This is a genomic window from Kluyvera sp. Awk 3, from assembly GCF_028069715.1.
Lineage (GTDB): Bacteria > Pseudomonadota > Gammaproteobacteria > Enterobacterales > Enterobacteriaceae > Kluyvera > Kluyvera georgiana_A.
This window is the reverse complement of record NZ_JANEWH010000083.1, coordinates 1-22182: the sequence shown is the minus strand read 5'-3', so window position 1 is coordinate 22182 and position 22182 is coordinate 1. Positions and strand designations below refer to the sequence as shown.

Here is a 22182-nt window from a genome sequence, read left to right as displayed (position 1 = left end):
TCTTAGGGAGAAAAAAATGGATAAAGAATATAGTAATTTTAATTTAACGGCGGGAAACGCCGTGCGCTACTGGCAGCTATCTGATATTACAAGTTTGCGCTATGACACGGTGGATTCACCGATGGCAGGCGAAATGGATCCGTTTTTCTTTTTAAGCAAACATAAAAACTTTATTCCTCACACCTATCCGTGCCGCGATGATTTTCGCCAGCACTTTGCCGAGAAAAAGCCGCAGCCGTTCGCCAGTGCAAGCTACACGCGTTGGTGGTTCCCGTTTGCCTCTGACAGAGTCGATCTCTCGGGCTTTTGGTTCCGGCCAACCCGCGTTGGCGCCTGGGCCAGAACGCAGCTCGACTGCCCACAGGCGGGTGAGTATCGTTTCCGTCTGGCGACCTGCGGCGGCGCATTGCTCAAGCTGAACGGCGAAGAAGTGCTCTGGATGGCGGATTATCAGCGCAACCTGGAAAACCAGCGCGAATTCACCCTTTCGCTGAAAGCGGGGAAAAATGAGCTGGAGCTGTGGTTTGATGACTTAGCCGAACGCGATATTCGCTTCTTTTTCCAGCTCGACTACCTTGCCGGCGAACCGCTGCAAATCGCACTGGAAACCCCGCTGGCCGACGCGCAGGTCAAAGAGATGGAGCTGCTGCTTGACGGCGCATCCTTTGAGCATCCGGTGTATAACCGCGGCACCATTCGTCTGGTATTTCCTCAGCAGGCATCGACGGACTATGACCTGCACGTCAATGTGCTGGGCGATTTTATCTCTCTCGATGAACCGGTCGCGCTGGACAGCCGTCTGCCTGCCGGCGAGTCGCTGGTCGCCATTGCGGAAAGTGAAGACATCCCGGCTGACTTCCGTAATTTCCACATTACGCTGCAACGCGAAGGCTTCAGGATAAGCCGCACCCTCGGCGTCGAAATCTGCCACGCCGACCGCCAGACGGCGATCCCGCAAACCCAGGAAGCGCGCATTGCGGAGGCGTTGAACGTCGTCGCTCAGGAAGGCGAATACAGCAGCGTTAAAGCGCTGGCGCGCCTGGCCTGCGGTCTCAACGATGAGCAAACTCAGCAGATGCTGGAGGGCGTTCTGCCGTCGGTACTCGACTGCCATGATTGCGCTGACTTTACGCTGGTGCCGTTGCTGTGGTGTCGCACCGTGTGGGGCGACAAGATCGATCCGGCGGTTCGCGGGCGCATCGATGATGCCATTCTGCGCTTCCGTTACTGGATGGACGAACCGGGCAACGATGTTCAGTGGTACTTCTCAGAGAACCACGCGCTGCTGTTCCACACCGCCGCGCTGCTGGCAGGCAACCTCTTCCCGGATGCCATTTTCACCCGTTCCGGGCGCAGCGGCCGCGAACAGGCGGCGGCAGGTAAGGCTCGCGTCATCAGCTGGCTGGATCATTTCGAGCAGTGTGAAATGGCCGAATGGAACTCGGCGCCTTATTTCCCTATCGACCTGAAAGGTCTCACCGCGCTGGCAGCCCTGTCGGGCGACGAGCAAATCAGCCAACGCGCCATTGCGGCGATCACGCGTTTGCTGGCACAGATTGCCCGTTCCGCTCACCAGGGATTCCTGACCGCCTCGCAGGGGCGTTCTTACGAACATACCCTTCGTGCCGGGCGCTCTCTGGAGCTGGCGGCGATATCGCGTCTGCTCTGGGGTAAAGGCAACTACGGCTGCCGTTTCCATGCCCTGCCGCAACTCGCCCTGCTGCTGCGCGATGGCCTGCTCACCCTGCCGGCAGAACTGGCGGAGGTGGCTGCATGGCAAAAAGAGAGCGCCATTGAGTGGTGCTTTGCTCAGGGGGCCAACCGGATTGCCAAACTCTATCACTACAAAAACCGCCACGCGGCGATGGGCTCAATTGCCGGCTACCGCTGGGGAGAATGGGGTTATCAGGAGACGCCTTTCCATTTGCGTCTTGGCAACCAACCCGAAGCGCAGATCTGGATTAACCACCCCGGTGAAACCCTGCACGGCGGTTTCGGTCGCCCTTCTTACTGGGGTGGATGCGGCACGCTGCCTCGCGTTCAGCAATATCGCGGGCTGGCCGTACTGACGTTCAATCTGCATGCCGATCAACCGCCGTTTACGCATGCATGGCTGCCGCAAAGCCAGTTCGATGAAGTCGCTATCAGCGGCCAGCGCGCTGCCGTACGTAGCGGCGACGGCATGGCGCTGCTGGTGGGCAATCAGGCGTTCGAAACGGTGAATACGGGCCCAACCCGCGGCTGTGAAATTCGCCTTAACGGGCAACAAACCTGCTGGCTGGTTCGCATCAACGATCGGGTCGACAGCGACCTGGAGACTTTCAGCGCGCGCTTTAACGACCTGACCATGACGCAACATGACGACAGCAGTATCGAAGTCAACGATCCGCTGTACGGCACGGTGCGTTTCCTGGCCGATGGACGAGTGAGCACCGAAAACCGCACGCTTGACCCACAGCAATGGACCGTTGCAGGCAGTAGCAGTGAACTTCCTCTGTAACCAACGCCCGGCAGAGACCGGGCAAGGAAAATAATAATGGATACGCAAATAGATAAACCGTCTGCGCCTGCCGGGCAGACCTCTGGTGACGTTAATCCGAATACGCTGCACAACCCCGCTCGCGAAGTGGCGAAACCGAAAAGCAACTATCGCTGGGTGGTGTGTTCCATGCTGGTATTTGCGACGACGGTTAACTACATGGACCGTCAAATTCTCGGCCTGCTGGCGCCGATGCTGCAAAAAGATATCGGCTGGACGCAGATGGAGTACAGCTGGCTGGTCAATGCGTTTACCGTCGCCTACGGCGTCGGCACGCTGGTGTGCGGGCGCATTATCGACAAACTGGGGACCAAAATCAGCTATGCGGTGGCGATGGTGGTCTGGAGCGCCGCGGCAATGGCGCACGCGGTCGTCGGTTCGGTCGCCGGTTTTGCGCTGGTTCGCGTGCTGCTGGGTCTCGGTGAATCGGCTAACTTCCCGGCCGCGATGAAGGTGATTGCCGAGTGGCATCCCAAGAAAGAACGTACGCTGGCCACCGGTATTCTCGGGGTTGCGGTCAATATCGGCGTGGTTATCTCGCCGGCGTTGATCCCGCTTATCGCGGTGCATTACGGCTGGCACGGCGCATTCTTAATTCTCGGCGCCGTCGGCTTCCTGTGGCTGATTCCGTGGTTTATCGCCTTTGGTCCGGTGAAAGCGAAAGCCAGCGCCGAAGAGCAAGCGTGGATTGCCCAGGATAAAGAAGAAACCGTCAGCGTTTCCGCGATCAAATGGACGCGTCTGCTGGGCTACCGTCAACTGTGGGCCGTCGCATTAGGCAAAATGTTGACCGACCCCATCTGGTGGTTCTTCCTGTTCTGGCTGCCGAAGTGGCTCAACGAGTCACGCGGTATCAACATGGAAGGTCTGGGTCTGCCGCTGATTGTCATTTATCTGTTCGCGATCGTCGGCAGTCTGGGCGCGGGCTGGTTACCCGGTAAGTTGATGAGCAAAGGCTTTAGCACCGCCCGCGCACGTAAAATCACCATGCTGATTTGCGCCTGTCTGGTACTGCCGATTTTCGCCGCCACTCAGGTCGAAAATCTGTGGGCCGCCGTCGCGCTGGTCGGTTTAGCGGCGGCAGCACACCAGGGTTGGTCCGCCAACATTCTGACTTCGGTATCTGACCTGTTCCCAAGCGCCGCCGTCGGCTCCGTCGTCGGGATCGGCAGCACCTTCGGGATGATCGGCAGCGTTATCTTCTCTACGGTCATTGGCGCCGTGCTGGAAGCTTCTGGCAACTACTGGGCGCTGTTCGCCATCAGCTCGGTCGCTTACCTGTTGGCATGGGCGGTGATGTATCTGCTGTTAGTGCCGAAAATGGAACGGGCTAAATTCGAGTAACCCGCTCCTCTCCGGCTGGCCCGTATCAGGCGATACGGGCCACCGATTGACGCTCAACGATGGCGCACGCCAGCTCAATCCGTCGCGGTATTTCCACACTCCCTGCAATCATATCCTGCAACAGCTCCAGCGCCAGCGTGCCAATTTCCTGTACCGGCAAATGTACGGTGGTCAACGGCGGCGTGGCAAACTCCGCCTGCGGCAGGTTATTCATCCCGATCACCGAAATATCTTCCGGCACGCGCAGCCCTAAGGCCCGCACGCCATTGATCGCCCCGAGCGCCAGCGAATCATTCGCACACAGTATTGCCGTGCACTCCCGCGGATTATCGCGAAAACGCGCAATCACCGCCTGCTCCGCCAGTTCCGGCAGCCAGTCGGTGACCGTCAGAATACGTGAATCGTCGCACTGCAGTTGACGGCAGCGCATCGCGTCTCGCCAGCCGTCTTCACGCTGTTCAATCGTTCGGCGGCCCGGGTGCGTTAAAAACAGAATATCGCGATGGCCGCGATCCAGCAGGTATTCACAGGCCATGCGCGTGGCAGAACGGTTACACGGCAGCACGCTGGATAAGCGCATCAGCGGATCTTCGGTGTTCACCAACACCGCTGGTTTTTTCAGGTTCACCACCGTATTAAGAAAGCCGCTGTCATCCACCGTCAGCGCCAGTACGCCCCCGACGTCCGGTTCCTCCAGCAGCGCTTGCAGGGCACCGTTATCATTATCGTTGAGCGGATGGGTGGTGAGATCAACGCCCAGCACTTTCGCCCGTTCCTTCAAGCCTTGCAGAACATACCAGCTGAACTGGTAGCGGTTATAATCGAGCATCGCTACCTGTGAAATGGCCAGCACAATGCGCGCGCCACCCAGCTCCTGAGCCGGTGTGTAACGCATCGCCCGCGCCACTTCCTGAATACGCGTACGCAGTTCATGGCTGACCCCTTTTTCACCGGAGAGCGCCCGTGACACCGTACTGAGCGAAGTGCGACAACGGGTCGCAATATCTTCCAGCCGGACGCGGCGATATCCCGCATCGCGCTCGGCCTGATTGTCTGATTTACTCATCTCTCATCCTTTCTGCCGCCGCTCTTCACTCGGCGTAATTCCAAAGACCTTTTTATACAGTGTGGTGAAATGATTGCTGTTAGCAAAGCCGCATAAATAGGCAATTTCGGTCACCGACATTTCCGTTTCACGTAATTTAACCCGCGCAGAAACCAACCGCAGCCGTTTTAAATAGTTATCCGGCGTTAATCCCGTCGCCTCTTTAATATGACGAAACGCGGTGCGGGTCGTTAAATGGAAGCGCTCGGCAAGCTGTTGCCAGTTATGGTCTTCAAAACAGTGTTCTTGTAGCCAGGTTAATAGCTTATGCAGTTTATATTTGGTCGAGCTGTATTCCGCCTGCGTTTGCGCGTATTGCAGCGTAGTGACCAGCTGAAAAAAACGCGCTTCGCGTAACGCCTGATTTTTCGCTTCCCGCATCTCTGGCAGAAAGATCTGTGCAATCATCTCTTTACACGCCATACGTGTCTCCGGCGACAGCCAGCCGTAACAGCTGGCCTGCTGCGCTGAAAACTGCCCCAGCAGCGTGTCAATCTGCCGCAAATAATGAAACGGCACCTGCGGATTGATCAAAATATTAATCAGCTTAAGGGTTCCCAGCTCGTCGTAAAAATGAAAATCGCCAGATTTGACGTAAAAAACGTCCCCTTGTTGAATATACAACGGGCGACCATTAATAACATGCAGACCGTGGCCCTGCTCCACAATCACCAGTTCATCAAACTCGTGGCTATGCTCGCAGTTATTATCCTCCGGGTCGCTGGCATACATCGCCAGCTTATCGCCGGTACTGGCGAAATAATATTCAGTAGTCAGTGTAATCATTGATGCTATCCAAACGGCTTACCGCACGACGGCACGATAAGCCATTTTTGCCCCAACGACGATTGAGAATCGCGGATTTGTGATCGTCAGTCGCACTATCCCACCATCAGTGCCACTCTCGCGCCAAATTTGGCATTAGCAGAGTGGTTGCCGTCCCTCACGCCGCCGTATCCTGCGGACAACTTATTCCGAGGACGTCGTATGTCACAAGCCATTCAGCTTAATGCCCAGCTCCCCATGGTCCGCCTGCCGCAGTTCTTGCACAAGGCAGACTCGCTCACCCCTGAGTTGCATCGTCAGCCGCGATCGCCGCATGCCGTCATTAACGCCGTTGCCGATCCGCAGGCGCTGTTCGGCTGGCGCGCCGAGCCGCTCTGTTCGCTGGAAGCGCTGTATCAGCGCGAGTTCAGCGAAGGCGAAAGCGTGATTATCGATTTTGGCAGCCACTGCGTCGGTTATCTGCAGTTTGCCTGCCACAGCGCCGGGAGCCCGCCGGATGCCCCCGCCCATCTGCAACTCACCTTTGGCGAGACACTCTGCGAGGTGTGCGAACCGTTTAGCGATTACCGCGGCTGGCTCAGCAGCAGTTGGCTGCAACAGCAGGATTTATGGCTGGACGTGTTGCCCGCCGAGGTTGCGCTACCGCGTCGCTACTGCTGCCGCTACGTGAAAATTGAGGTCAAAGCCGTGTCGCGCAAATTCCGCCTGCGCTTCGACAGCCTGTTGCTCAACACCGTCACTTCAGCCCCCGAGCAGTGTCCGTCATGTGAGAGCGCCGACGCCGAACTCCAGGCCATTGACCGGGTGTCGGTACTGACGCTGAAAAACTGTATGCAGGAAGTCTTTGAAGACGGTCCGAAGCGCGACCGCCGCCTGTGGCTCGGCGATCTTCGACTGCAGGCACTGGTCAATGACGTGACCTTTGCCCGCCACGATCTGGTGCGTCGTTGCCTGTATCTGTTCGCGGGCCACACGCGTGCCGACGGCATGGTTTCCGCCAACGTCTTCGTCAAACCGCAGACAATCGCCGACGACACCTTCCTGTTCGACTACTCGCTGTTTTTTGTCGATGTTCTCTACAACTATCTGCAAAGCGCCGAAGATCTTGCCACAGCGCGCGAATTGTGGCCGGTCGCCAGACGACAGCTCGAACTGGCCTTTACCCGCCTCGACGACAGTGGGATCGTGCGCGACAGCGACGACTGGTGGGTGTTTATCGACTGGCAGGAAAGTTTAAACAAACAGGCCGCGGCCCAGGGCGTGCTGATCTACTGCCTGCAACGCGGCCTGTGGCTGGCTGAACGGTTTGAGCCGCAGCTTGTCGCCGCCTATCGCGCACAGCTTCAGCGCTTAAAAGCGGCGGCGCAAACACAGTTCTGGGATGAGGCGCAGGGCTATTTCGTCAGCGGCGAGGCGCGCCAGGTTTCCTGGGCTTCGCAAATCTGGCTGGTGCTGGCGGAAGTCGGCCACCCGGAACAGCGTCTGGCGGTTATGCAGCGGCTGCTGAGCCATCCGCCCGCGATCGCCATGAACACCCCCTATCTCCGCCACCATTTTATTGCCGCCCTGCTGCAATGCGGGCTGCGCGAGCAGGCAGTCAAGGAGATCAAAGCCTACTGGGGTGAAATGGTGCGCTATGGCGCGGACACCTTCTGGGAAGTGTTTGATCCGCAGCATCCTGAATTTTCTCCGTATGGTAGCAAGCTTATCAATAGCTACTGCCATGCATGGAGCTGTACCCCGGCCTGGTTTATCCGCCTGTACGGTCTGTAACAACTAACGCGAGTTTATTTATATGGCAGAAACAACGTTTGAACGCTGGAAACAGCGCGTGGGCTACGGTATCGCCGATCTCTCCTGCAACCTGGTGTGGCAGCTTATCTCGCTTTACCTGATGTTTTTTTACACCGACGTGATGGGCTTACCGGCTTACTACGTCGGGTTGATGTTCCTCGTCACCCGCCTGGTCGACGGCGTGGCCGATGTGCTGATGGGGCTGGTGATTGACAATACCGCGACCCGCTGGGGGCGCTGCCGCCCCTATTTGCTGTTCGGCGCGGTTCCCTTTGGTCTGCTGTGCATTCTGGCGTTCTATGTCCCGGACTTTGGCACCACCGGCAAACTGGTTTACGCCTTTATCACCTATTTGTGTCTGTCGTTCCTCTATACGCTGGTGAATATTCCGTTCTGCGCCATGCTGCCGTTCCTGACCAATGACTCCGGCGAGCGCACCACGCTCTCTACCGTGCGCATTTTGCTCGGATCCCTTGGCGCAACCATTGTAGCCGTCGCCACGCTGCCGCTGGTCAGCGTACTGGGTAAAGGTAACCAGGCGCACGGTTTCTTCTACACGGCGATCGTGTTCGGCGTGATCGCTACCTTCTTTTTGCTGGTCAGCTTTCGCAACGTGAAAGAGAGTATCAGCATTACTCAGGAGCGCATGACCCTCAAGCGCGCGTGGGTGAGCCTGCGAGCCAACCGACCGTGGTTTGTTTTCGCCATCAATATCTTTCTGATGTGGGGCGCATTTTTCTTCCAGACCGGCGCGCTGGTGTACTTCTTCCACTACTACGTCGGCAACGTTGAGTTGACGGCGGTGGTCGCGGGGATTTCCACCTTCGTGCCGCTGCTCGGTACGCTAACGGTGCCGATGCTGGCCAGCCGCATGAAAAAACGTCATGTCTATCTGGTCGCCAGCACCATTAACCTGCTGGGCATGGGGGTGATGATTGCCGCCGGAGCGAATACGTGGGGGCTGATTGTTGGCGCCGTGATCCTGTCGCTCGGCGCAGGCCAACGCACGGCGATTTACTTCTCAATGCAGGCCGACCCGGTCGACTACGGGGTATGGAAAACCGGCATTAATACCGCAGGTATTCTCACCTCTATTAATGGCTTCCTCGGTAAAGTCGCCATGGCGGGAGCCGGGGCTATTATCGGCGTGCTGCTCTCCTCCAGCGGCTATGTCGCCAACGCGACGCAAAGCGCCAGCGCGATGCTGGCGATAAAAGCCTGCTATCTGTATATTCCGGCGCTGCTGATTGTCGCTTCGATGATCTGTATTGGACGCTTTTATCGTCTGGATGACGACTACGAGCAGATTCGCGCCGACCTGGATGCGGGGCGGCATGCACCACAAGAGATGACCGCGGTCGCCGCAACGAAAACCGCATAATATCCGTGCAGAAGTCACCCGGCGTGCCAGAGCAACGCCGGGCGACATCATCATCACATACTGTAACCCGGCTTTTTAATCAGCGTCTCCATCTGCGGCGCAATCTCGCTATCCCAGACCTGCTGCCAGTCGCTTTCCTGCACCTGATTCAGGGCCACGCTCACCGAGCGGTCTTTGGTATTAAGATGGCGAATCAACACTTCAGTGATGTCCGCCGCGAGCGCGGTTTTCTGTTCATCGTTCAGGTCGCGGGGGAAACATTTAATATCAACGTGTGGCATGGGCAGGGCTCCTTATAATGAGAACCCTAAAACTACCACAGTCAGGCCGCTTCATCCGTCATTTCGTGCGCGAGCAAGGAGTGAATTCAGCGCTTAATTGCGCGATAAACGCCTCGGTTTCCCGCTGATTGCGCAGGCGTACAAAGCGGATATGCGCCCAGGCTGGATCGGCCATGTCTTGCAGGTAGCGCTGGCGGTTGAGACGCCAGGTTTTTAGCGTCCACAGAATGATTGAATCGCGGCTAAAAAATGAGCGACGAAAACTCTCACGGTTGTCGGTACCCGGCCACAGCTCTTGCTGACGCCATGCGCGCACTGTCGCACGCGTGACGGCCTGCCGAAAGGTGCGCCAGAAACTGTAATCAACCCACACCACCAGATCCACGTCGCGCCATTTTACCGGGCGACTGCGATTATAGTTGCCGTCCAGCACCCAGTCAGGGCCCGCGATGGCCTGCGCCAGCCCGGCGAAAAGCGTCTCATCGCTGACCCCCTGCCAACCGGAACGCCAGTAAAGCGTATCCATTTCGATATAAGGCACGGAAAATAGCGCCGCCAGACGCTTTGCCAGCGTCGATTTACCCACGCCGCTGGTGCCTACCACATTGATTTTCATTGTCATCTCACCTGATATCACCTGTTGCATATAAATCATCGGCTATTACACTGAAAAAATCATTCTGCAACGATGAGCCAGATTCATTAATGGTCGCACCTTATGTTAAAAGATAACATCAACGATCTGATCTCTTTTATGGTCGTCGCGCGCGAGCGCAGTTTTACCCGCGCGGCCGCACAGCTTGGGGTTTCACAGTCGGCGTTGAGCCATGCGATGCGTAATCTGGAAAACCGCCTCGATGTTCGCCTGCTGACGCGCACCACCCGCAGCGTCGCCCCGACGGAAGCCGGAGAACGACTTTATCAAAGCCTCAGCCCACATCTGCAAGAAATTGAACAGGAAATTACAGCTCTACGCGATTCTCGCGAACGACCGGCGGGCAATATTCGCCTGACGGCTGCCGAGCACTCAATGAATACCGTGCTCTGGCCACGACTCAAGACGTTTATGCAGCAATACCCGGACATCAATATTGAAGTGATTGTGGATAACGGCCTTACCGATATTGTCGGTGAACGGTTTGACGCGGGAGTACGCCTCGTTGAACAGGTGGCGCGCGATATGATTGCGGTGCGTATTGGCCCCGACATGCGCATGGCGGTTGTCGGTTCTCCCGGATATTTTGCCCACCGCGGTATCCCGCAAACACCCCACGACCTTCAGCATCATCGCTGCATCAACATGCGTTTGCCAACGCGCGGCGGGTTATATGCATGGGAGTTCGAACGAAACGGCGAGCCGCTGCGGGTTCGGGTTGAGGGACAATTAACCCTTAACTCCCTGCCCCAACGCATCGAGGCCGCCGAAGCCGGTTTGGGCCTGGCCTACGTGCCGGAAGACACCATCGTCGATGGCGTAGCCGCCGGACGTTTGCAGCATGTGCTCGCCGACTGGTGCGCGCCGTTCGCGGGTTACTCGCTTTACTATCCCAGCCGTCGCCAGCATACCGCCGCGTTTGCGCTGTTAGTGGATGCGTTACGCTACTCATAAAAACGCGTAGGCCGGATAAGGCAAAGCCGCCATCCGGCCTACATTTCCGTAAGAGGTCAGAGCTAAACTGCGGATTTAGGCTGCAAGTTCTCGTCGAACACCAGCCGCTTTCTGTCCGGTTCTTCTTCGGTTAACGGTTCAACGGCAACCAGCGTCTTCTGGCAACGGTCGACCAGCACCTGATATTCGCGAGTGCCCTGCTTTTTCCACTCAAGTTCCTGCTCGGTTAAGGTACGAATCGCCTTTGCCGGGCTGCCGATAATCAAATGATTGGCAGGCATTTCGGCACGCGCTTTCACGAATGCGCATGCGCCAACAATACTGTTTTCACCAATGGTCGCGCCGTCGATAATCACCGCGCTCATGCCAACCAGCGCATTACGGCCAATCACGCAGCCGTGCAGGATCGCCCCGTGGCCGATATGCCCGTCTTCTTCCACGACGGTGTCCTGACCGGGAAAACCGTGCATCACGCAGTTATCCTGAATGTTGGCCCCATCTTTCACCACGATACGGCCAAAATCGCCGCGCAGGCTGGCGTTCGGCCCGACGTAAACTCCTTTACCGAGGATCACATCGCCAATCAGCACGGCGGTGGGGTGAACGTAGCTTTCCGTCGGAACAACCGGGGTCATTCCGTCTATCTGGTAAATCGGCATGGCTTCTCCTGTTACGCTTCGGGCAATCCCCCAAAACGCTGGTAATAGAGCGGCCCCGGCGCAGGGAGTTCGCCTACCGAGCTTTCGCCTTTTTCACTGACGAAAGCCTGTGCCCCTGGGGCCACGCGTTGATAGATGTTGATACAGAGCTGGCGCGCGGTTTGGCCCAGCCAATGGGCAGGCAACAGCTCTTCTGGCAGCAGCGGATCCTTCAGCACCACACGGCGATAGAAGTGGATCAGCAGTAGACGGATCTGAAAACAGCGTTCCGGCGTGAGTTCATCCGGCCCCGCATCCCGCAGCAGCGGCAACAGTGGGCGGAACAGTTTGATAAACGCTTCGTACATGGCGTTCTGCTCGGTCAAATGCCAGCACTCCTCTACCCGCTCACGCAGCGCGGCGCGCGAGAGCGCCAGCGGCGAATGCGCTTCGAAGAAGATCACGTTCTCCGCCACGCCGGCTTCGTGCAAAAGCGACTGGACATCCGCCAGCTTTTGCGACGGCGAGGCTAAAAGGCTCGGCGCAAGCACGCCAAACCCCTGCCAGATCAGCTGTTTTTTGACTTCGGCCAGGGTGTTTTTTTCCAGCCCTTCAGAGAGCAGCAGCAGCCAGGTACCGTCCCATTCCGGCGCGTTGGCGCGGTAAATTTTGCTCTCGGCACGACGCGTCAGGCGCAGGCCTTTGTCGCTCAGACGATAGAAGCTACGGCGGCCAATGCGCACCACGTCCAGCCACTCTTCTTTGTTGAGGCGAAACAGCGCGGTACGCACGAAGCGTTCGCCAAAGCCTAACCCTTCGAGCAGCGCGGCCACGCTGCCAAGCCAGACTTCGCCGCCGCGCTGGGATAAACAGTCACCGTAAAGCGAGGCAATCAGCGAGGTGCCGCTGATTGGCATTGCTGTCACCGCCTGCTGAATAAAGCTATCGAGTTTTTCCATATGATTCATAGTGTTGTTGTTTTTGTCCTTTTTGAATCATAGCACAGGAATAAAGCCGCGAAACGCCAGGAGTTTGTAGGCCGGATAAGGCAACGCCGCCATCCGGCAAACTGCGCCGAATTGCCTGATGGCGCTGCGCTTATCAGTCCTACCATTCTCAGCCGTTGGCAGCGGCCTTACGCAGGTCAAACACGCGGCACGCCTTGCCTTCTGAGCGTGGAATACTGCCGCAGTTAACGATGCTGACGTCGGTGGAAATGCCGACCATCGATTTAATGCGATGACGCAGATGGTGGCAAATCTGGCAGCGCTGCTCATGGCTCAGCACCAGGCTACTCTCTTTGAGTTCCACGCGCACCGAAAGTGAATCAAGATGCCCACGGCGATCGACTTCCAGCTGGTAGTGCGGCGCCAGGTGTTCAATCTTGAGGATCTCTTCTTCCAGCTGCGACGGGAAGACGTTCACGCCGCGAATAATCAGCATGTCGTCGCTGCGCCCACTGATGCGATCCATACGGCGCATAGTGCGGGCAGTGCCTGGCAGCAGACGCGTCAGGTCGCGAGTACGGTAGCGGATCACCGGCAGTGCCTCTTTGGTGAGCGTGGTGAACAGCAGTTCGCCGTGCTCGCCATCGGCCAGCGGCGTACCATCGTCCGGGTTAACCACTTCCGGGAAGAAATGGTCTTCCCAGATGGTGGGGCCATCGCCGGTTTCAATACATTCCATCGCCACGCCCGGCCCCATGACTTCAGACAGGCCGTAGATATCCAGTGCGGTAATACCGAGGCGACGTTCAATCTCCGCCTTCATACCGGTGGTCCAGGGTTCCGCGCCAAAGACGCCGGTACGCAGCGAACAGCCGCGCGCGTCGCCGCCCATCTGGCGCTCCAGTTCTTCAATCAGGTTCAGACAATAAGACGGCGTCACCATGATCATGTCGGGTTTGAAATCACGGATCAGCTGCGCCTGTTTCTCGGTCTGGCCGCCGGACATCGGGATCACCGTGGCCCCTAAGCGTTCAGCGCCGTAGTGCGCCCCCAGGCCGCCGGTAAACAGGCCATAGCCGTAGGCGACGTGAATTTTATCCTTCGCCGTGCCGCCTGCGGCGCGCAGCGAACGGGCGACGATATTCGCCCAGGTATCAATATCGTTCTGCGTATAGCCAACCACGGTTGGCTTGCCGGTGGTGCCGGACGACGCATGGATACGCACCACTTGCTCCATCGGCACCGCAAAGGTATCGAACGGATAGTTGTCGCGCAGATCCTGCTTGGTGGTGCAGGGAAACTTATTGAGATCGCTCAGCTCATGAAAATCGTCAGGATGGACGCCCGCCGCATCGAACTTACGGCGGTACATCGGCACATTTTCGTAAGCGTGTTTCAGCGTCCACTTCAGACGCTGGGTTTGCAGGGCCTGTAACTCGTCACGCGATGCAGTTTCAATCGGATCTAATGTTGTTGTAGTTGTCATTTTGTAGGGTACTCGCAGGTCAATTAGCTCACACTCTCTCGAGGATCATGGCAATGCCCTGACCCACGCCAATACACATCGTACACAGCGCATAGCGTCCATTGCGTCGTTCCAGCTCCAGCGTCGCTGCCAGCGCCAACCGCGCGCCGCTCATACCTAACGGGTGGCCTAAGGCGATGGCGCCACCGTTGGGATTCACATGCGCCGCGTCGTCCGGCAGCCCAAGCTGTCTGAGCACGCCCAGCGCCTGGGCGGCAAAGGCTTCGTTCAGCTCAATCACGTCCATATCGTGAATATTCAGCCCGGCGCGCTCCAGCACTTTACGCACCGCCGGAACCGGTCCAAGCCCCATGAATTTCGGTTCGACGCCCGCCGTCGCCATGGCGACAATACGCGCGCGCGGCGTCAGGCTCTGCGCGGCGGCCTGCTGCGAGCTGGCGATAATCAGCGCCGCGGCACCGTCGTTCACGCCGGAGGCGTTGCCCGCCGTCACCACGCCGCCCTTGCGGAACGGAGTTTTCAGCGCGGCCAATTGCTCAAGGGTGGTATCGGCACGCGGATGTTCATCTTCACGCACCGCGCTGACCGCGCCCTTCTTACCGATAATCTGCACCGGCACGATTTCCTGCGCCAGAATGCCGTCATGCTGCGCTTTAGCGGTACGCTGCTGGCTGCGGTAAGCAAAGGCATCCTGATCGGCACGGCTTATATTTAACAATTCCGCTACATTCTCTGCCGTTTCCGGCATGCTGTCAGTACCAAATTGTTGCTGCATGAGCGGGTTCACAAAACGCCAGCCGATGGTGGTATCAAACATCTCGGCCTGACGCTGGTAAGGCGTGGTCGCCTTGCCCATCACGAACGGCGCACGGGACATCGACTCCACGCCGCCGGCAATCATCAGATCCGCATCGCCCGCTTTAATCGCCCGCGCGGCGAAGCCAATCGCATCAAGGCCGGAGCCGCACAGGCGGTTGATGGTGGTGCCGGAAACGCCGTACGGATAGCCCGCCAGCAGCGTCGCCATATGGGCGACGTTACGGTTATCTTCCCCGGCCTGGTTGGCGCAGCCAAAAATGACATCGTCGATACAGGTTGGGTCTAACTTCGGGTTACGGCTCAACAATTCACGCAACGGAATGGCCGCCAGATCGTCGGCACGAACCCCGGCCAGCGCGCCGCCGTAGCGGCCAATCGGCGTACGAATGCCGTCACAAATAAATGCATCACGCATCAGACTTCTCCTGTTATCGTGCCGCCGATGCGGTGCGATTTGCCGCGAAACAGCGCCACGGTTTTTTGCTGCGGGTTGACGATTTCAATGTCATAGACACCGGTCAGTTTGCCCTGCTGTTTCACCCGGGCGGTGGCGGTTAATTTCTCGCCCGCAAAGGCCGGACGCAGAAAATCGATGCTGGCAGCCGATGCCACCGCTGCCAGCCCCTGGCTGTTGCAGGCGTAGGCAAAGGCGGTATCCGCCAGCGTGAAAAGCTGCCCACCGTGGCAGGTTTGATGCCCGTTCAACTGCGAGGACGATACGGTCATCGTCATCTGCGCGTAGCCGTCGTCCATCTCGATAATTTCGATCCCCAGCGCCTGCGCGCAGGTGTCTTTCTCATACATGGCGCGGGCGTTGCGCCAGGCTTCGTTACTCATCACGCATCTCCATCAGCGCTTTCTGGCGCAGCAGCGCACTGGGGCGATAACGTTCTTCGCCGTAGTACTGTTGTAGGTTTTCCAGCAGACGCAGCACGCGCCCCCAGCCGAGCGATTGCCCCCAGGCCAGCGGGCCACGTGGATAGTTCACCCCAAGACGCATCGCGGTATCGATATCCTCGGCACTGGCCACGCCTTTTTGCACCGCATCCAGCGCTTCGTTCGCCAGCATCGCCACCGTACGCCACACCAGAAGTCCTGGGTAGTCGGCAATACGCAGCACTTTTTTGCCCTGCTGCTGGAAGTAGTACACCGCTTTGTCGGTGGCTGAATCCGGGTTGGTTGGCGCGCCGGCCAGCACAACGGTATCGCCCGCGGCATGGTCATACACCACCACCGGACGCTGGTGCTGCACACTTAAGGACAGCGCGGTTTCACCGGTGGTTTCCAGCAGCAGCACATCGTCCAATTCTGTGACAACGTCACTTTTAACCCTCTTCGCGGCGCGTTCGGCGGAAACGGCAGCCAGCGCCAGTTCAGGCTGATTTTCCAGAGGCCAGCGATAAACGCCGTGGCCGCTCTTCTTGCCCAGACGACCCGCCAGCGCCAGCTCCTGCTGCAGCAGCGACGGCAGAAAACGGCGGTCCTGCCAGAAGGCGTTAAACACCGAACTGGTCACGGCGAAGTTCACGTCCTGGCCGATAAGGTCAGTCAGCGCCAGCGGCCCCATCGGGAAGCCGCCGCCGTCGCGCAGCGCCGCGTCAATCACTTCCGCTGATGCCACCTGCTCTTCCAGCGCGCGCCAGGCTTCGGCGTAGTACGGACGCGCCACGCGGTTAACGATAAAGCCCGGCGTGGAGCGGCAGCGCACCGGCTGTTTGCCCCAGGCGGTTACGCACTGGCAAAGCTGCTCGACCACTTCGGTAGAGGTGGCAAGCCCGCTCACCACTTCCACCAGTTTCATCACCGGTGCCGGGTTAAAGAAATGCAGCCCGGCCACGCGTTCCGGGTGTTTGATACCCGCCGCAATGGCGGTAATGGAGATGGACGAGGTGTTGCTGGTCAGCAGCGTTGACGGCGGGCAAATCTCCGCCAGCTCGCTGAACAGCGCCTTTTTAATCTCCAGACGCTCGGAAGCGGCTTCAATCACCAGCTGCGCGTCGGCAAGCTGCGTTAATTCGGTTGCCGGCGTAATACGCGCCAGCAGCGCCTGCGCCTGTTCAGTGCTAATTTTGCCGCGGCTAACGCGGGCGTTCAGGCGCTCGGCAATGCCGTCGATAGCGCGCGTAATCGCCTCGGCGGAAATGTCGTACAGCCGCACCGCGTGCCCGGCGCTCACTGCCACTTCGACAATCCCGGCCCCCATGGTGCCGCCGCCAATCACCGCGACGGTGTGAAGAGTCTGGCTCATGGCTTATTTCCCGCTGAACTGAGGTGGACGTTTGGCGAGGAAGGCGCTGACGCCTTCACGATAATCGTCGCTGCGACCGGCCATGCGCTGGTAGTCGCGCTCAAGCTCAAGCTGCTGATCCAGCGAGTTAGTTTCGGAAAGCTGTAGCGCTTTCTTAATCAGCCCCAGACCATAGGTCGGTTGGGTCGCGAAATGGCGCGCCATGGTCAGCGCGGTATCTTTCAACTCGGCGTCGTCAACCACCTGCCAGATCATCCCCCACTGCGCGGCCTGTTCGGCGCTGAGCTTGTCGCCGAGCATCAGCAGGCCAACGGCACGAGCACGACCGGCAACGCGCGGCAGTACCCAGCTGCCACCGCAGTCCGGCACCAGGCCGAGCTTGCTGAAGGCCATGACAAACTTTGCTGAACGCGCGGCAATCACGATGTCGCAGCCCATCGCCAGCGTGGCGCCAGCACCGGCGGCGACGCCGTTCACCGCGCAGATAACCGGTTTTGGCAGCGCGGCTAAACGGCGCACCAGTGGGTTGTAAAAGCGTTCCACCGACATGCCCAGATCCGGCGCGGGGCCGCTGGGGTCAACGTTACGGTCGTTCAGATCCTGCCCGGCGCAAAAGCCGCGTCCGGCGCCGGTGATCAGCAGGCAACGAATGGTGTCGTCGCGTTCGGCCTGTTTCAGGCAGTCGGCAAGCTGCTGGTGCATCACATCATTAAAGCTGTTGAGTCGGTCCGGGCGGTTCAGGGTGAGGGTCATTACGCCCTGTTCCACTTCGCTGAGAATGAATGCGTCCACGATTAGCGTCCTTTAAATTCCGGTGTGCGTTTTTCTAAAAAGGCGCTCACGCCTTCACGACGATCTTCGGTGCCGCTGAGCAGCGTAAACAGCTGACGTTCCTGCACCAGACCGGCCTGCAATCCCACCTCCTGGGCCAGACGCAGCGACTGCTTTGCCGCCCGCAGCGCCAGCGGTGAGTGGCGAGCGATGGTCGCCGCCAGCTTCAGCGCGTATTCATCAGAGAGGTTCGCCGGGTGAATATCGCTCACCAGCCCGGCCTGCTGCGCGCGCCCGGCATCAATACTTTCGCCACTCAGTACCATGCGGCTGGCCAGCGCTTTTCCGACGCTGCGAATAAGCCGCTGCGTACCGCCCGCGCCCGGCATGGTGCCGAGGGTAATTTCCGGCAGACCAAAGCGGGCGTTATCGCCGGCAATGACCAGATCGCACAGCAGCGCCAGCTCGCAGCCCGCGCCCAGCGCGTAGCCGTTCACCACCGCAATCAGCGGTTTGTTGAAGGCATCAATACGCGCCCACAGACGCGGGCGAATATCGTCGAAGGTGGCGGGCAAGTCTTTTTCCGCCATTTCGTTGAGATCGGCACCGGCGGCGAAATAACGCGGGTTGCCGCTAATCACGCAGACGCTGATACCTGAATCTGCCGCCGCGCTTTCCAGCGTTTCGGCAATCTGCGTCAGCAGCGCATTGTTCAGGGCGTTACGCGCCTGCGGGCGGTTTAGGGTCAGTTGCAGCACGCGGTCGTGACGGGTAATCAGCAGTTCGCTCATGCCATCCCCCGCGCGTCAAAGTCGACAACCACGTCGCCGCTGGTGGGCAGCGCCTGGCAGCTAAGAACATAGCCCGCCGCCACTTCATCGGCTTCGAGGCTGTAGTTGGCGGCCATCGCCACTTTACCGCTCACCACCTTGCATTTGCAGGTGGCGCAGACGCCGCCTTTACAGGCGAACGGCAGATCCGCGCCCTGACGCAGCGCGGCGTCGAGAATACTGTCATCTTCGGCGTTCAGCGAAATCAGGCGGTCGCGGCCATCCTGGCGGATAGTGACCGTGCGGCCCTCCGCCTGTATGCCGGTGGCGCGTTTCACGCTGCTGCCGGGGGTGTTGAAGCGCTCAAGGTGAATCGATTTCTCCGGCACGCCCAGTTCGCGCAGCGCCACTTCGGCTTCGTCCATCATCGCCGACGGGCCGCAGATAAAGGCGTCGTCAAAGCGGCTGAAATCGATCAGCGTTTTGCCCAGCGCATGCAGTTTTTCCCCGTCAATACGCCCTTGCAGCAGATCGCTGTCCATCGACTCCTGGCTGAACAGGTGCACTATCTGTAAACGCTGCGGATAGCGGTCTTTCAGGTCTGCCAGCGCCTGGCGGAACATCATGCTGTGGCTGCTGCGGTTGCCGTAGATCAGAGTGAACTGACTCGCCGGTTCGGTCGCCAGTGTGGCTTCGATAATCGCCATCATCGGCGTAATGCCGGAACCGGCGGCAATCGCCAGATATTCCGCTTGGCGCCCGGCCTGCGGCTGGTAGCCAAAGTGCCCCTGCGGCACCATCACCTCAAGCGCCATGCCCTGCTGAATATCGCTCTGGGCATAGCGGGAGAAGCGGCCGCCGTCGATGGCTTTGACCGCCACGCTGATTTCAGACGGCGAGCGGCTGCGGCAGATGGAGTAGCAGCGGCGTAACTCTTCCCCGCCCAGGCGGGTTTTCAGCGTCAGATGCTGGCCCGGACGGAAGGCGTAAACGCTACGCAGCGCGTCGGGAATGGCAAAAGTGATGGTGACCGAATCACGGGTTTCCGGTTCAACCTTTGCCACGGTAAGCGAATGAAATGTTGTCATCGCAGCCTCAAATACATTTAAAGTAATCAAAGGGTTCACGGCAGCTATCGCATCGATACAGCGCTTTGCAGGCCGTGGAACCGAATTCGCTAATCAGCGAGGTGTGGGTGCTGCCGCAGCGCGGGCAAACCACATCCTTCGGCAGCGCGTCGGCGTGGCAGGCGTGGGCCTGCGGCGGGCTGATACCGTACTGACGCAGACGTTCGCGGGCATCCGGGCTCATCCAGTCGGTGGTCCACGGCGGGTCGAGCTGCAGCACGATATGCACCGGCGTATAACCGTGCTCCGCCATCACTGCACGAATTTCCCCCAACAGATGTTCGGTGGCCGGGCAACCTGAATAGGTCGGCGTAAAGCCAATCACCCAGCCGTCGCCGTGACGCTCCACGCGGCGCACCATGCCGAGGTCGGTAATGGTCAGCACCGGCACTTCCGGGTCTGGAATGGCGCTTAATAATCCCCAGACGGTACGCACTTCCGGGGGCGCGATTGCGGCGAGACGTTGCATAGCCACCTCCTACTACCACTGCTGGCCGGGATACGACCGCTGTAAATACTGCATCTCTGCCAGCATCGGGCCGAGATGTTCACTGTGCAGCCCCTGCTTACCGCCGCGACGGAACGCAGCTTCTTCAGGGATTTGCAGACCCGCATCAAGCAGCGCGGTGTGCACCGTCGCCTGCCATTCGGCCTGCAATTCGCGCGGGTCAACGGCGATGCCCTGCTTGCTCAGGCTGATATCCAGCTCATCGGCCATAAACAGTTCACCGGTGAAGCGCCACAGGTTGTTGATTGCCTGCTGCATCAGTTGCGCGGAATAGTCGGTGCCGTTGCCCAGACGCTCCAGCCAGCCGCGGCTAAAGCGCAGGTGATAACGCACCTCTTTCAGCCCTTTGGCGGCGATGGCGGCAATCTGTGCGTCGCGGCTATTTACCAGACGGCTGAACAGCGCCACATGCCAGGCATCGATAAAAAACTGACGGGCAATGGTGTCGGCGAAATTACCGTTCGGCTGCTCCACCAACAGCAGGTTGCTGAACTGACGCTCATCGCGGCCAAAGGCCAGCGTGTCTTCATCACCACTACCGTTCAGTTCGGCGGCGTAGCTCAGGAAGTTGCGTGCCTGCCCCAGCAGGTCAAGGCCGATATTGGCCAGCGCCAGGTCAATCTCCAGCTCCGGCGCGTGGCCGCACCAGGCGCCTAAGCGCTGGGCCAGCACCAGGCCGTTATCGCCAAGACGCAGCGCATAGGTTGCAACGGGGTTTTGCGTGTTCATCGTTGCCTCACATATGTTCCATGCCGTCCGGCACGGTATAGAACGTCGGGTGACGGTAGACCTTGCTCTCGGCAGGGTCGAAGAACTCACCGCGGTCTTCCGGCTGTGAGGCGACGATTTCGCTCGCCTTCACCACCCAGATGGAGCAGCCTTCGCTGCGGCGGGTGTACGCATCGCGGGCATTTTCCAGCGCCATTTGATCGTCGGCGGCGTGCAGGCTGCCCACGTGGCGGTGCGACAGACCCTGTTTGCTGCGGACAAACACTTCGTATAACGGCCAGTATGTTTTGCTCATCTTTTTCTCCTCAGGCGGCATTGCGAGCGCGTTGTTTTTCGGCATGCGCCAGCGCGGCTTCGCGCACCCATGCCCCCTCTTCCCAGGCTTTGCGCTTGGCGCCCAGACGCTCGTGGTTACAGATGCCACGCCCGTTGATGACTTCGTTGAGTTCCTGCCAGTCGATTTCGCCGTAACGGTAGTGACCGGTAGCTTCGTCAAACGTCAGATCGGCATCCGGCACCTTCATGCCAAGGATCTCGACCTGCGGGATAGTGTTGTCGACGAAGCGCTGACGCAGTTCGTCGTTGGAATGCAGTTTGATCTTCCACGCCATGCTGCGAGCGCTGTTCGGCGAGTTGTCATCGCTCGGCCCGAACATCATTAATGCCGGCCACCAGAAGCGGTTGATCGCGTCCTGCAACATCTGCCGCTGTTCTTCACTCCCCTCCGCCAGCGCCATGCAAGCTTCAAAGCCCTGACGCTGATGGAAGCTCTCTTCTTTGCAGATTTTGACCATCGCCCGGGCATACGGGCCGTAAGAGGTACGGCACAGTGCCACCTGGTTGACAATCGCCGCGCCGTCGACCAGCCAGCCGATCACGCCGATATCCGCCCAGGTCAGCGTCGGGTAGTTAAAGATGGAGGAGTATTTCATCTGCCCGTCGAGCATCTTCTGGTAGATGTCTTCGCGAGCGCAGCCGAGCGTTTCCGCCGCGCTGTAGAGATAGAGGCCATGCCCGGCTTCGTCCTGCACCTTCGCCAGCAGAATCGCTTTACGGCGAAGCGTTGGGGCGCGGGTGATCCAGTTGCCTTCCGGCAGCATGCCGACGATTTCTGAATGCGCATGCTGGCCAATCTGGCGGATCAGCGTTTTGCGGTACGCATCCGGCATCCAGTCCTGCGGTTCGATGGCTGTTTCCTGCGCGATGCGCTGGTCAAAGCGTTGTTCTTCTGTCACGTCATCACCTTATGATTCCGATAAATTCAACAAATCATTTTTTGCGAATCACTTTGTTTTATGAA

At 58.9% G+C, this 22182-nt stretch carries 22 protein-coding genes; 5 read left to right on the top strand and 17 right to left on the bottom strand.

What is annotated here, in order from left to right:
- Positions 1 to 16: 16 nt before the first annotated feature.
- Together NNN71_RS16540 and NNN71_RS16535 are read left to right on the top strand one after the other, a co-directional pair.
- On the top strand, positions 17 to 2500 hold the full coding sequence (locus NNN71_RS16540) for a hypothetical protein (protein ID WP_271458937.1): 2484 nt from the start codon (positions 17 to 19) through the stop codon (positions 2498 to 2500).
- Between the two features lie 36 nt (positions 2501 to 2536).
- Positions 2537 to 3883 carry an MFS transporter gene (locus tag NNN71_RS16535; protein ID WP_191091002.1) on the top strand — a complete coding sequence of 449 codons (1347 nt, stop codon included), beginning with the start codon at positions 2537 to 2539 and terminating at the stop codon, positions 3881 to 3883.
- Between the two features lie 25 nt (positions 3884 to 3908).
- On the opposite strand, the gene NNN71_RS16530 is transcribed toward NNN71_RS16535, so the two are convergent.
- Both NNN71_RS16530 and NNN71_RS16525 read right to left on the bottom strand, forming a co-directional pair.
- A complete protein-coding gene (locus tag NNN71_RS16530) occupies positions 3909 to 4949 on the bottom strand; it encodes a LacI family DNA-binding transcriptional regulator (protein ID WP_249021823.1) in 1041 nt (346 codons plus the stop codon).
- 3 nt (positions 4950 to 4952) lie between these two features.
- Complete coding sequence (locus NNN71_RS16525; RefSeq protein WP_163445547.1) at positions 4953 to 5774, bottom strand: helix-turn-helix domain-containing protein; 822 nt, start codon at positions 5772 to 5774, stop codon at positions 4953 to 4955.
- A 201-nt stretch (positions 5775 to 5975) separates the two neighbouring features.
- Between NNN71_RS16525 and NNN71_RS16520 the strand changes: the two genes are divergently transcribed.
- Together NNN71_RS16520 and NNN71_RS16515 are read left to right on the top strand one after the other, a co-directional pair.
- Positions 5976 to 7547 carry an alpha-L-rhamnosidase-related protein gene (locus tag NNN71_RS16520; protein ID WP_271458936.1) on the top strand — a complete coding sequence of 524 codons (1572 nt, stop codon included), beginning with the start codon at positions 5976 to 5978 and terminating at the stop codon, positions 7545 to 7547.
- A gap of 22 nt (positions 7548 to 7569) precedes the next feature.
- Entirely contained in the window at positions 7570 to 8949 is a 1380-nt protein-coding gene (locus NNN71_RS16515; protein ID WP_271458935.1) for a glycoside-pentoside-hexuronide (GPH):cation symporter, read from the top strand.
- A 53-nt stretch (positions 8950 to 9002) separates the two neighbouring features.
- On the opposite strand, the gene pptA is transcribed toward NNN71_RS16515, so the two are convergent.
- On the bottom strand, positions 9003 to 9230 hold the full coding sequence (pptA, locus tag NNN71_RS16510; protein ID WP_163445541.1) for a tautomerase PptA: 228 nt from the start codon (positions 9228 to 9230) through the stop codon (positions 9003 to 9005).
- A gap of 58 nt (positions 9231 to 9288) precedes the next feature.
- Positions 9289 to 9846: an adenylate kinase gene (locus tag NNN71_RS16505; protein WP_223802597.1), complete on the bottom strand. Its 558-nt coding sequence runs from the start codon at positions 9844 to 9846 to the stop codon at positions 9289 to 9291.
- A gap of 102 nt (positions 9847 to 9948) precedes the next feature.
- Between NNN71_RS16505 and NNN71_RS16500 the strand changes: the two genes are divergently transcribed.
- On the top strand, positions 9949 to 10839 hold the full coding sequence (locus NNN71_RS16500) for a LysR family transcriptional regulator (RefSeq protein ID WP_167575861.1): 891 nt from the start codon (positions 9949 to 9951) through the stop codon (positions 10837 to 10839).
- A 62-nt stretch (positions 10840 to 10901) separates the two neighbouring features.
- On the opposite strand, the gene paaY is transcribed toward NNN71_RS16500, so the two are convergent.
- The 13 genes from paaY to paaA all read right to left on the bottom strand — a co-directional run bounded on the left by paaY (position 10902) and on the right by paaA (position 22117).
- Positions 10902 to 11498: a phenylacetic acid degradation protein PaaY gene (gene paaY, locus NNN71_RS16495; RefSeq protein ID WP_223802595.1), complete on the bottom strand. Its 597-nt coding sequence runs from the start codon at positions 11496 to 11498 to the stop codon at positions 10902 to 10904.
- An 11-nt stretch (positions 11499 to 11509) separates the two neighbouring features.
- Positions 11510 to 12436: a phenylacetic acid degradation operon negative regulatory protein PaaX gene (paaX, locus tag NNN71_RS16490; RefSeq protein ID WP_271458934.1), complete on the bottom strand. Its 927-nt coding sequence runs from the start codon at positions 12434 to 12436 to the stop codon at positions 11510 to 11512.
- 157 nt (positions 12437 to 12593) lie between these two features.
- Entirely contained in the window at positions 12594 to 13910 is a 1317-nt protein-coding gene (gene paaK / locus NNN71_RS16485) for a phenylacetate--CoA ligase PaaK (RefSeq protein WP_163445532.1), read from the bottom strand.
- A gap of 28 nt (positions 13911 to 13938) precedes the next feature.
- Positions 13939 to 15144 carry a 3-oxoadipyl-CoA thiolase gene (gene pcaF / locus NNN71_RS16480; protein WP_271458933.1) on the bottom strand — a complete coding sequence of 402 codons (1206 nt, stop codon included), beginning with the start codon at positions 15142 to 15144 and terminating at the stop codon, positions 13939 to 13941.
- The gene (gene paaI, locus NNN71_RS16475; protein ID WP_163445528.1) at positions 15144 to 15566 is read right to left on the bottom strand and encodes a hydroxyphenylacetyl-CoA thioesterase PaaI; all 423 of its coding nucleotides are present in this window, start codon (positions 15564 to 15566) and stop codon (positions 15144 to 15146) included. The genes pcaF and paaI overlap by 1 nt, the downstream gene beginning before the upstream one ends.
- The gene (locus tag NNN71_RS16470) at positions 15559 to 16977 is read right to left on the bottom strand and encodes a 3-hydroxyacyl-CoA dehydrogenase (protein WP_271458932.1); all 1419 of its coding nucleotides are present in this window, start codon (positions 16975 to 16977) and stop codon (positions 15559 to 15561) included. The genes paaI and NNN71_RS16470 overlap by 8 nt, the downstream gene beginning before the upstream one ends.
- A gap of 3 nt (positions 16978 to 16980) precedes the next feature.
- The gene (paaG, locus tag NNN71_RS16465) at positions 16981 to 17769 is read right to left on the bottom strand and encodes a 2-(1,2-epoxy-1,2-dihydrophenyl)acetyl-CoA isomerase PaaG (protein ID WP_271458931.1); all 789 of its coding nucleotides are present in this window, start codon (positions 17767 to 17769) and stop codon (positions 16981 to 16983) included.
- Between the two features lie 2 nt (positions 17770 to 17771).
- The gene (paaF, locus tag NNN71_RS16460; RefSeq protein ID WP_223802592.1) at positions 17772 to 18539 is read right to left on the bottom strand and encodes a 2,3-dehydroadipyl-CoA hydratase PaaF; all 768 of its coding nucleotides are present in this window, start codon (positions 18537 to 18539) and stop codon (positions 17772 to 17774) included.
- Positions 18536 to 19606, bottom strand: coding sequence for a 1,2-phenylacetyl-CoA epoxidase subunit PaaE (paaE, locus tag NNN71_RS16455; protein ID WP_271458930.1), 1071 nt, complete (start codon positions 19604 to 19606; stop codon positions 18536 to 18538). Before paaE ends, paaF begins: the two co-directional genes overlap by 4 nt.
- A 7-nt stretch (positions 19607 to 19613) precedes the next feature.
- Positions 19614 to 20114: a 1,2-phenylacetyl-CoA epoxidase subunit PaaD gene (gene paaD, locus NNN71_RS16450; protein WP_167575867.1), complete on the bottom strand. Its 501-nt coding sequence runs from the start codon at positions 20112 to 20114 to the stop codon at positions 19614 to 19616.
- A gap of 12 nt (positions 20115 to 20126) precedes the next feature.
- Positions 20127 to 20882 carry a 1,2-phenylacetyl-CoA epoxidase subunit PaaC gene (gene paaC / locus NNN71_RS16445; RefSeq protein WP_249021831.1) on the bottom strand — a complete coding sequence of 252 codons (756 nt, stop codon included), beginning with the start codon at positions 20880 to 20882 and terminating at the stop codon, positions 20127 to 20129.
- A 7-nt stretch (positions 20883 to 20889) separates the two neighbouring features.
- Entirely contained in the window at positions 20890 to 21177 is a 288-nt protein-coding gene (paaB, locus tag NNN71_RS16440; RefSeq protein ID WP_003030843.1) for a 1,2-phenylacetyl-CoA epoxidase subunit PaaB, read from the bottom strand.
- 10 nt (positions 21178 to 21187) lie between these two features.
- Entirely contained in the window at positions 21188 to 22117 is a 930-nt protein-coding gene (gene paaA, locus NNN71_RS16435; RefSeq protein WP_271458929.1) for a 1,2-phenylacetyl-CoA epoxidase subunit PaaA, read from the bottom strand.
- Positions 22118 to 22182: the final 65 nt, after the last annotated feature.

Coding starts and splice junctions, on each gene's coding strand:
- paaD (WP_167575867.1), bottom strand. CDS start 20,114: ATGCAACGTCTCGCCGCAATCGCGCCCCCGGAAGTGCGTACCGTCTGG.
- paaB (WP_003030843.1), bottom strand. CDS start 21,177: ATGAGCAAAACATACTGGCCGTTATACGAAGTGTTTGTCCGCAGCAAA.
- NNN71_RS16535 (WP_191091002.1), top strand. CDS start 2,537: ATGGATACGCAAATAGATAAACCGTCTGCGCCTGCCGGGCAGACCTCT.
- pcaF (WP_271458933.1), bottom strand. CDS start 15,144: ATGCGTGATGCATTTATTTGTGACGGCATTCGTACGCCGATTGGCCGC.
- NNN71_RS16540 (WP_271458937.1), top strand. CDS start 17: ATGGATAAAGAATATAGTAATTTTAATTTAACGGCGGGAAACGCCGTG.
- paaE (WP_271458930.1), bottom strand. CDS start 19,606: ATGACAACATTTCATTCGCTTACCGTGGCAAAGGTTGAACCGGAAACC.
- NNN71_RS16525 (WP_163445547.1), bottom strand. CDS start 5,774: ATGATTACACTGACTACTGAATATTATTTCGCCAGTACCGGCGATAAG.
- paaK (WP_163445532.1), bottom strand. CDS start 13,910: ATGACAACTACAACAACATTAGATCCGATTGAAACTGCATCGCGTGAC.
- paaC (WP_249021831.1), bottom strand. CDS start 20,882: ATGAACACGCAAAACCCCGTTGCAACCTATGCGCTGCGTCTTGGCGAT.
- NNN71_RS16500 (WP_167575861.1), top strand. CDS start 9,949: ATGTTAAAAGATAACATCAACGATCTGATCTCTTTTATGGTCGTCGCG.
- paaF (WP_223802592.1), bottom strand. CDS start 18,539: ATGAGCGAACTGCTGATTACCCGTCACGACCGCGTGCTGCAACTGACC.
- NNN71_RS16505 (WP_223802597.1), bottom strand. CDS start 9,846: ATGAAAATCAATGTGGTAGGCACCAGCGGCGTGGGTAAATCGACGCTG.
- pptA (WP_163445541.1), bottom strand. CDS start 9,230: ATGCCACACGTTGATATTAAATGTTTCCCCCGCGACCTGAACGATGAA.
- NNN71_RS16515 (WP_271458935.1), top strand. CDS start 7,570: ATGGCAGAAACAACGTTTGAACGCTGGAAACAGCGCGTGGGCTACGGT.
- NNN71_RS16520 (WP_271458936.1), top strand. CDS start 5,976: ATGTCACAAGCCATTCAGCTTAATGCCCAGCTCCCCATGGTCCGCCTG.
- NNN71_RS16530 (WP_249021823.1), bottom strand. CDS start 4,949: ATGAGTAAATCAGACAATCAGGCCGAGCGCGATGCGGGATATCGCCGC.
- paaX (WP_271458934.1), bottom strand. CDS start 12,436: ATGGAAAAACTCGATAGCTTTATTCAGCAGGCGGTGACAGCAATGCCA.
- paaY (WP_223802595.1), bottom strand. CDS start 11,498: ATGCCGATTTACCAGATAGACGGAATGACCCCGGTTGTTCCGACGGAA.
- paaI (WP_163445528.1), bottom strand. CDS start 15,566: ATGAGTAACGAAGCCTGGCGCAACGCCCGCGCCATGTATGAGAAAGAC.
- NNN71_RS16470 (WP_271458932.1), bottom strand. CDS start 16,977: ATGAGCCAGACTCTTCACACCGTCGCGGTGATTGGCGGCGGCACCATG.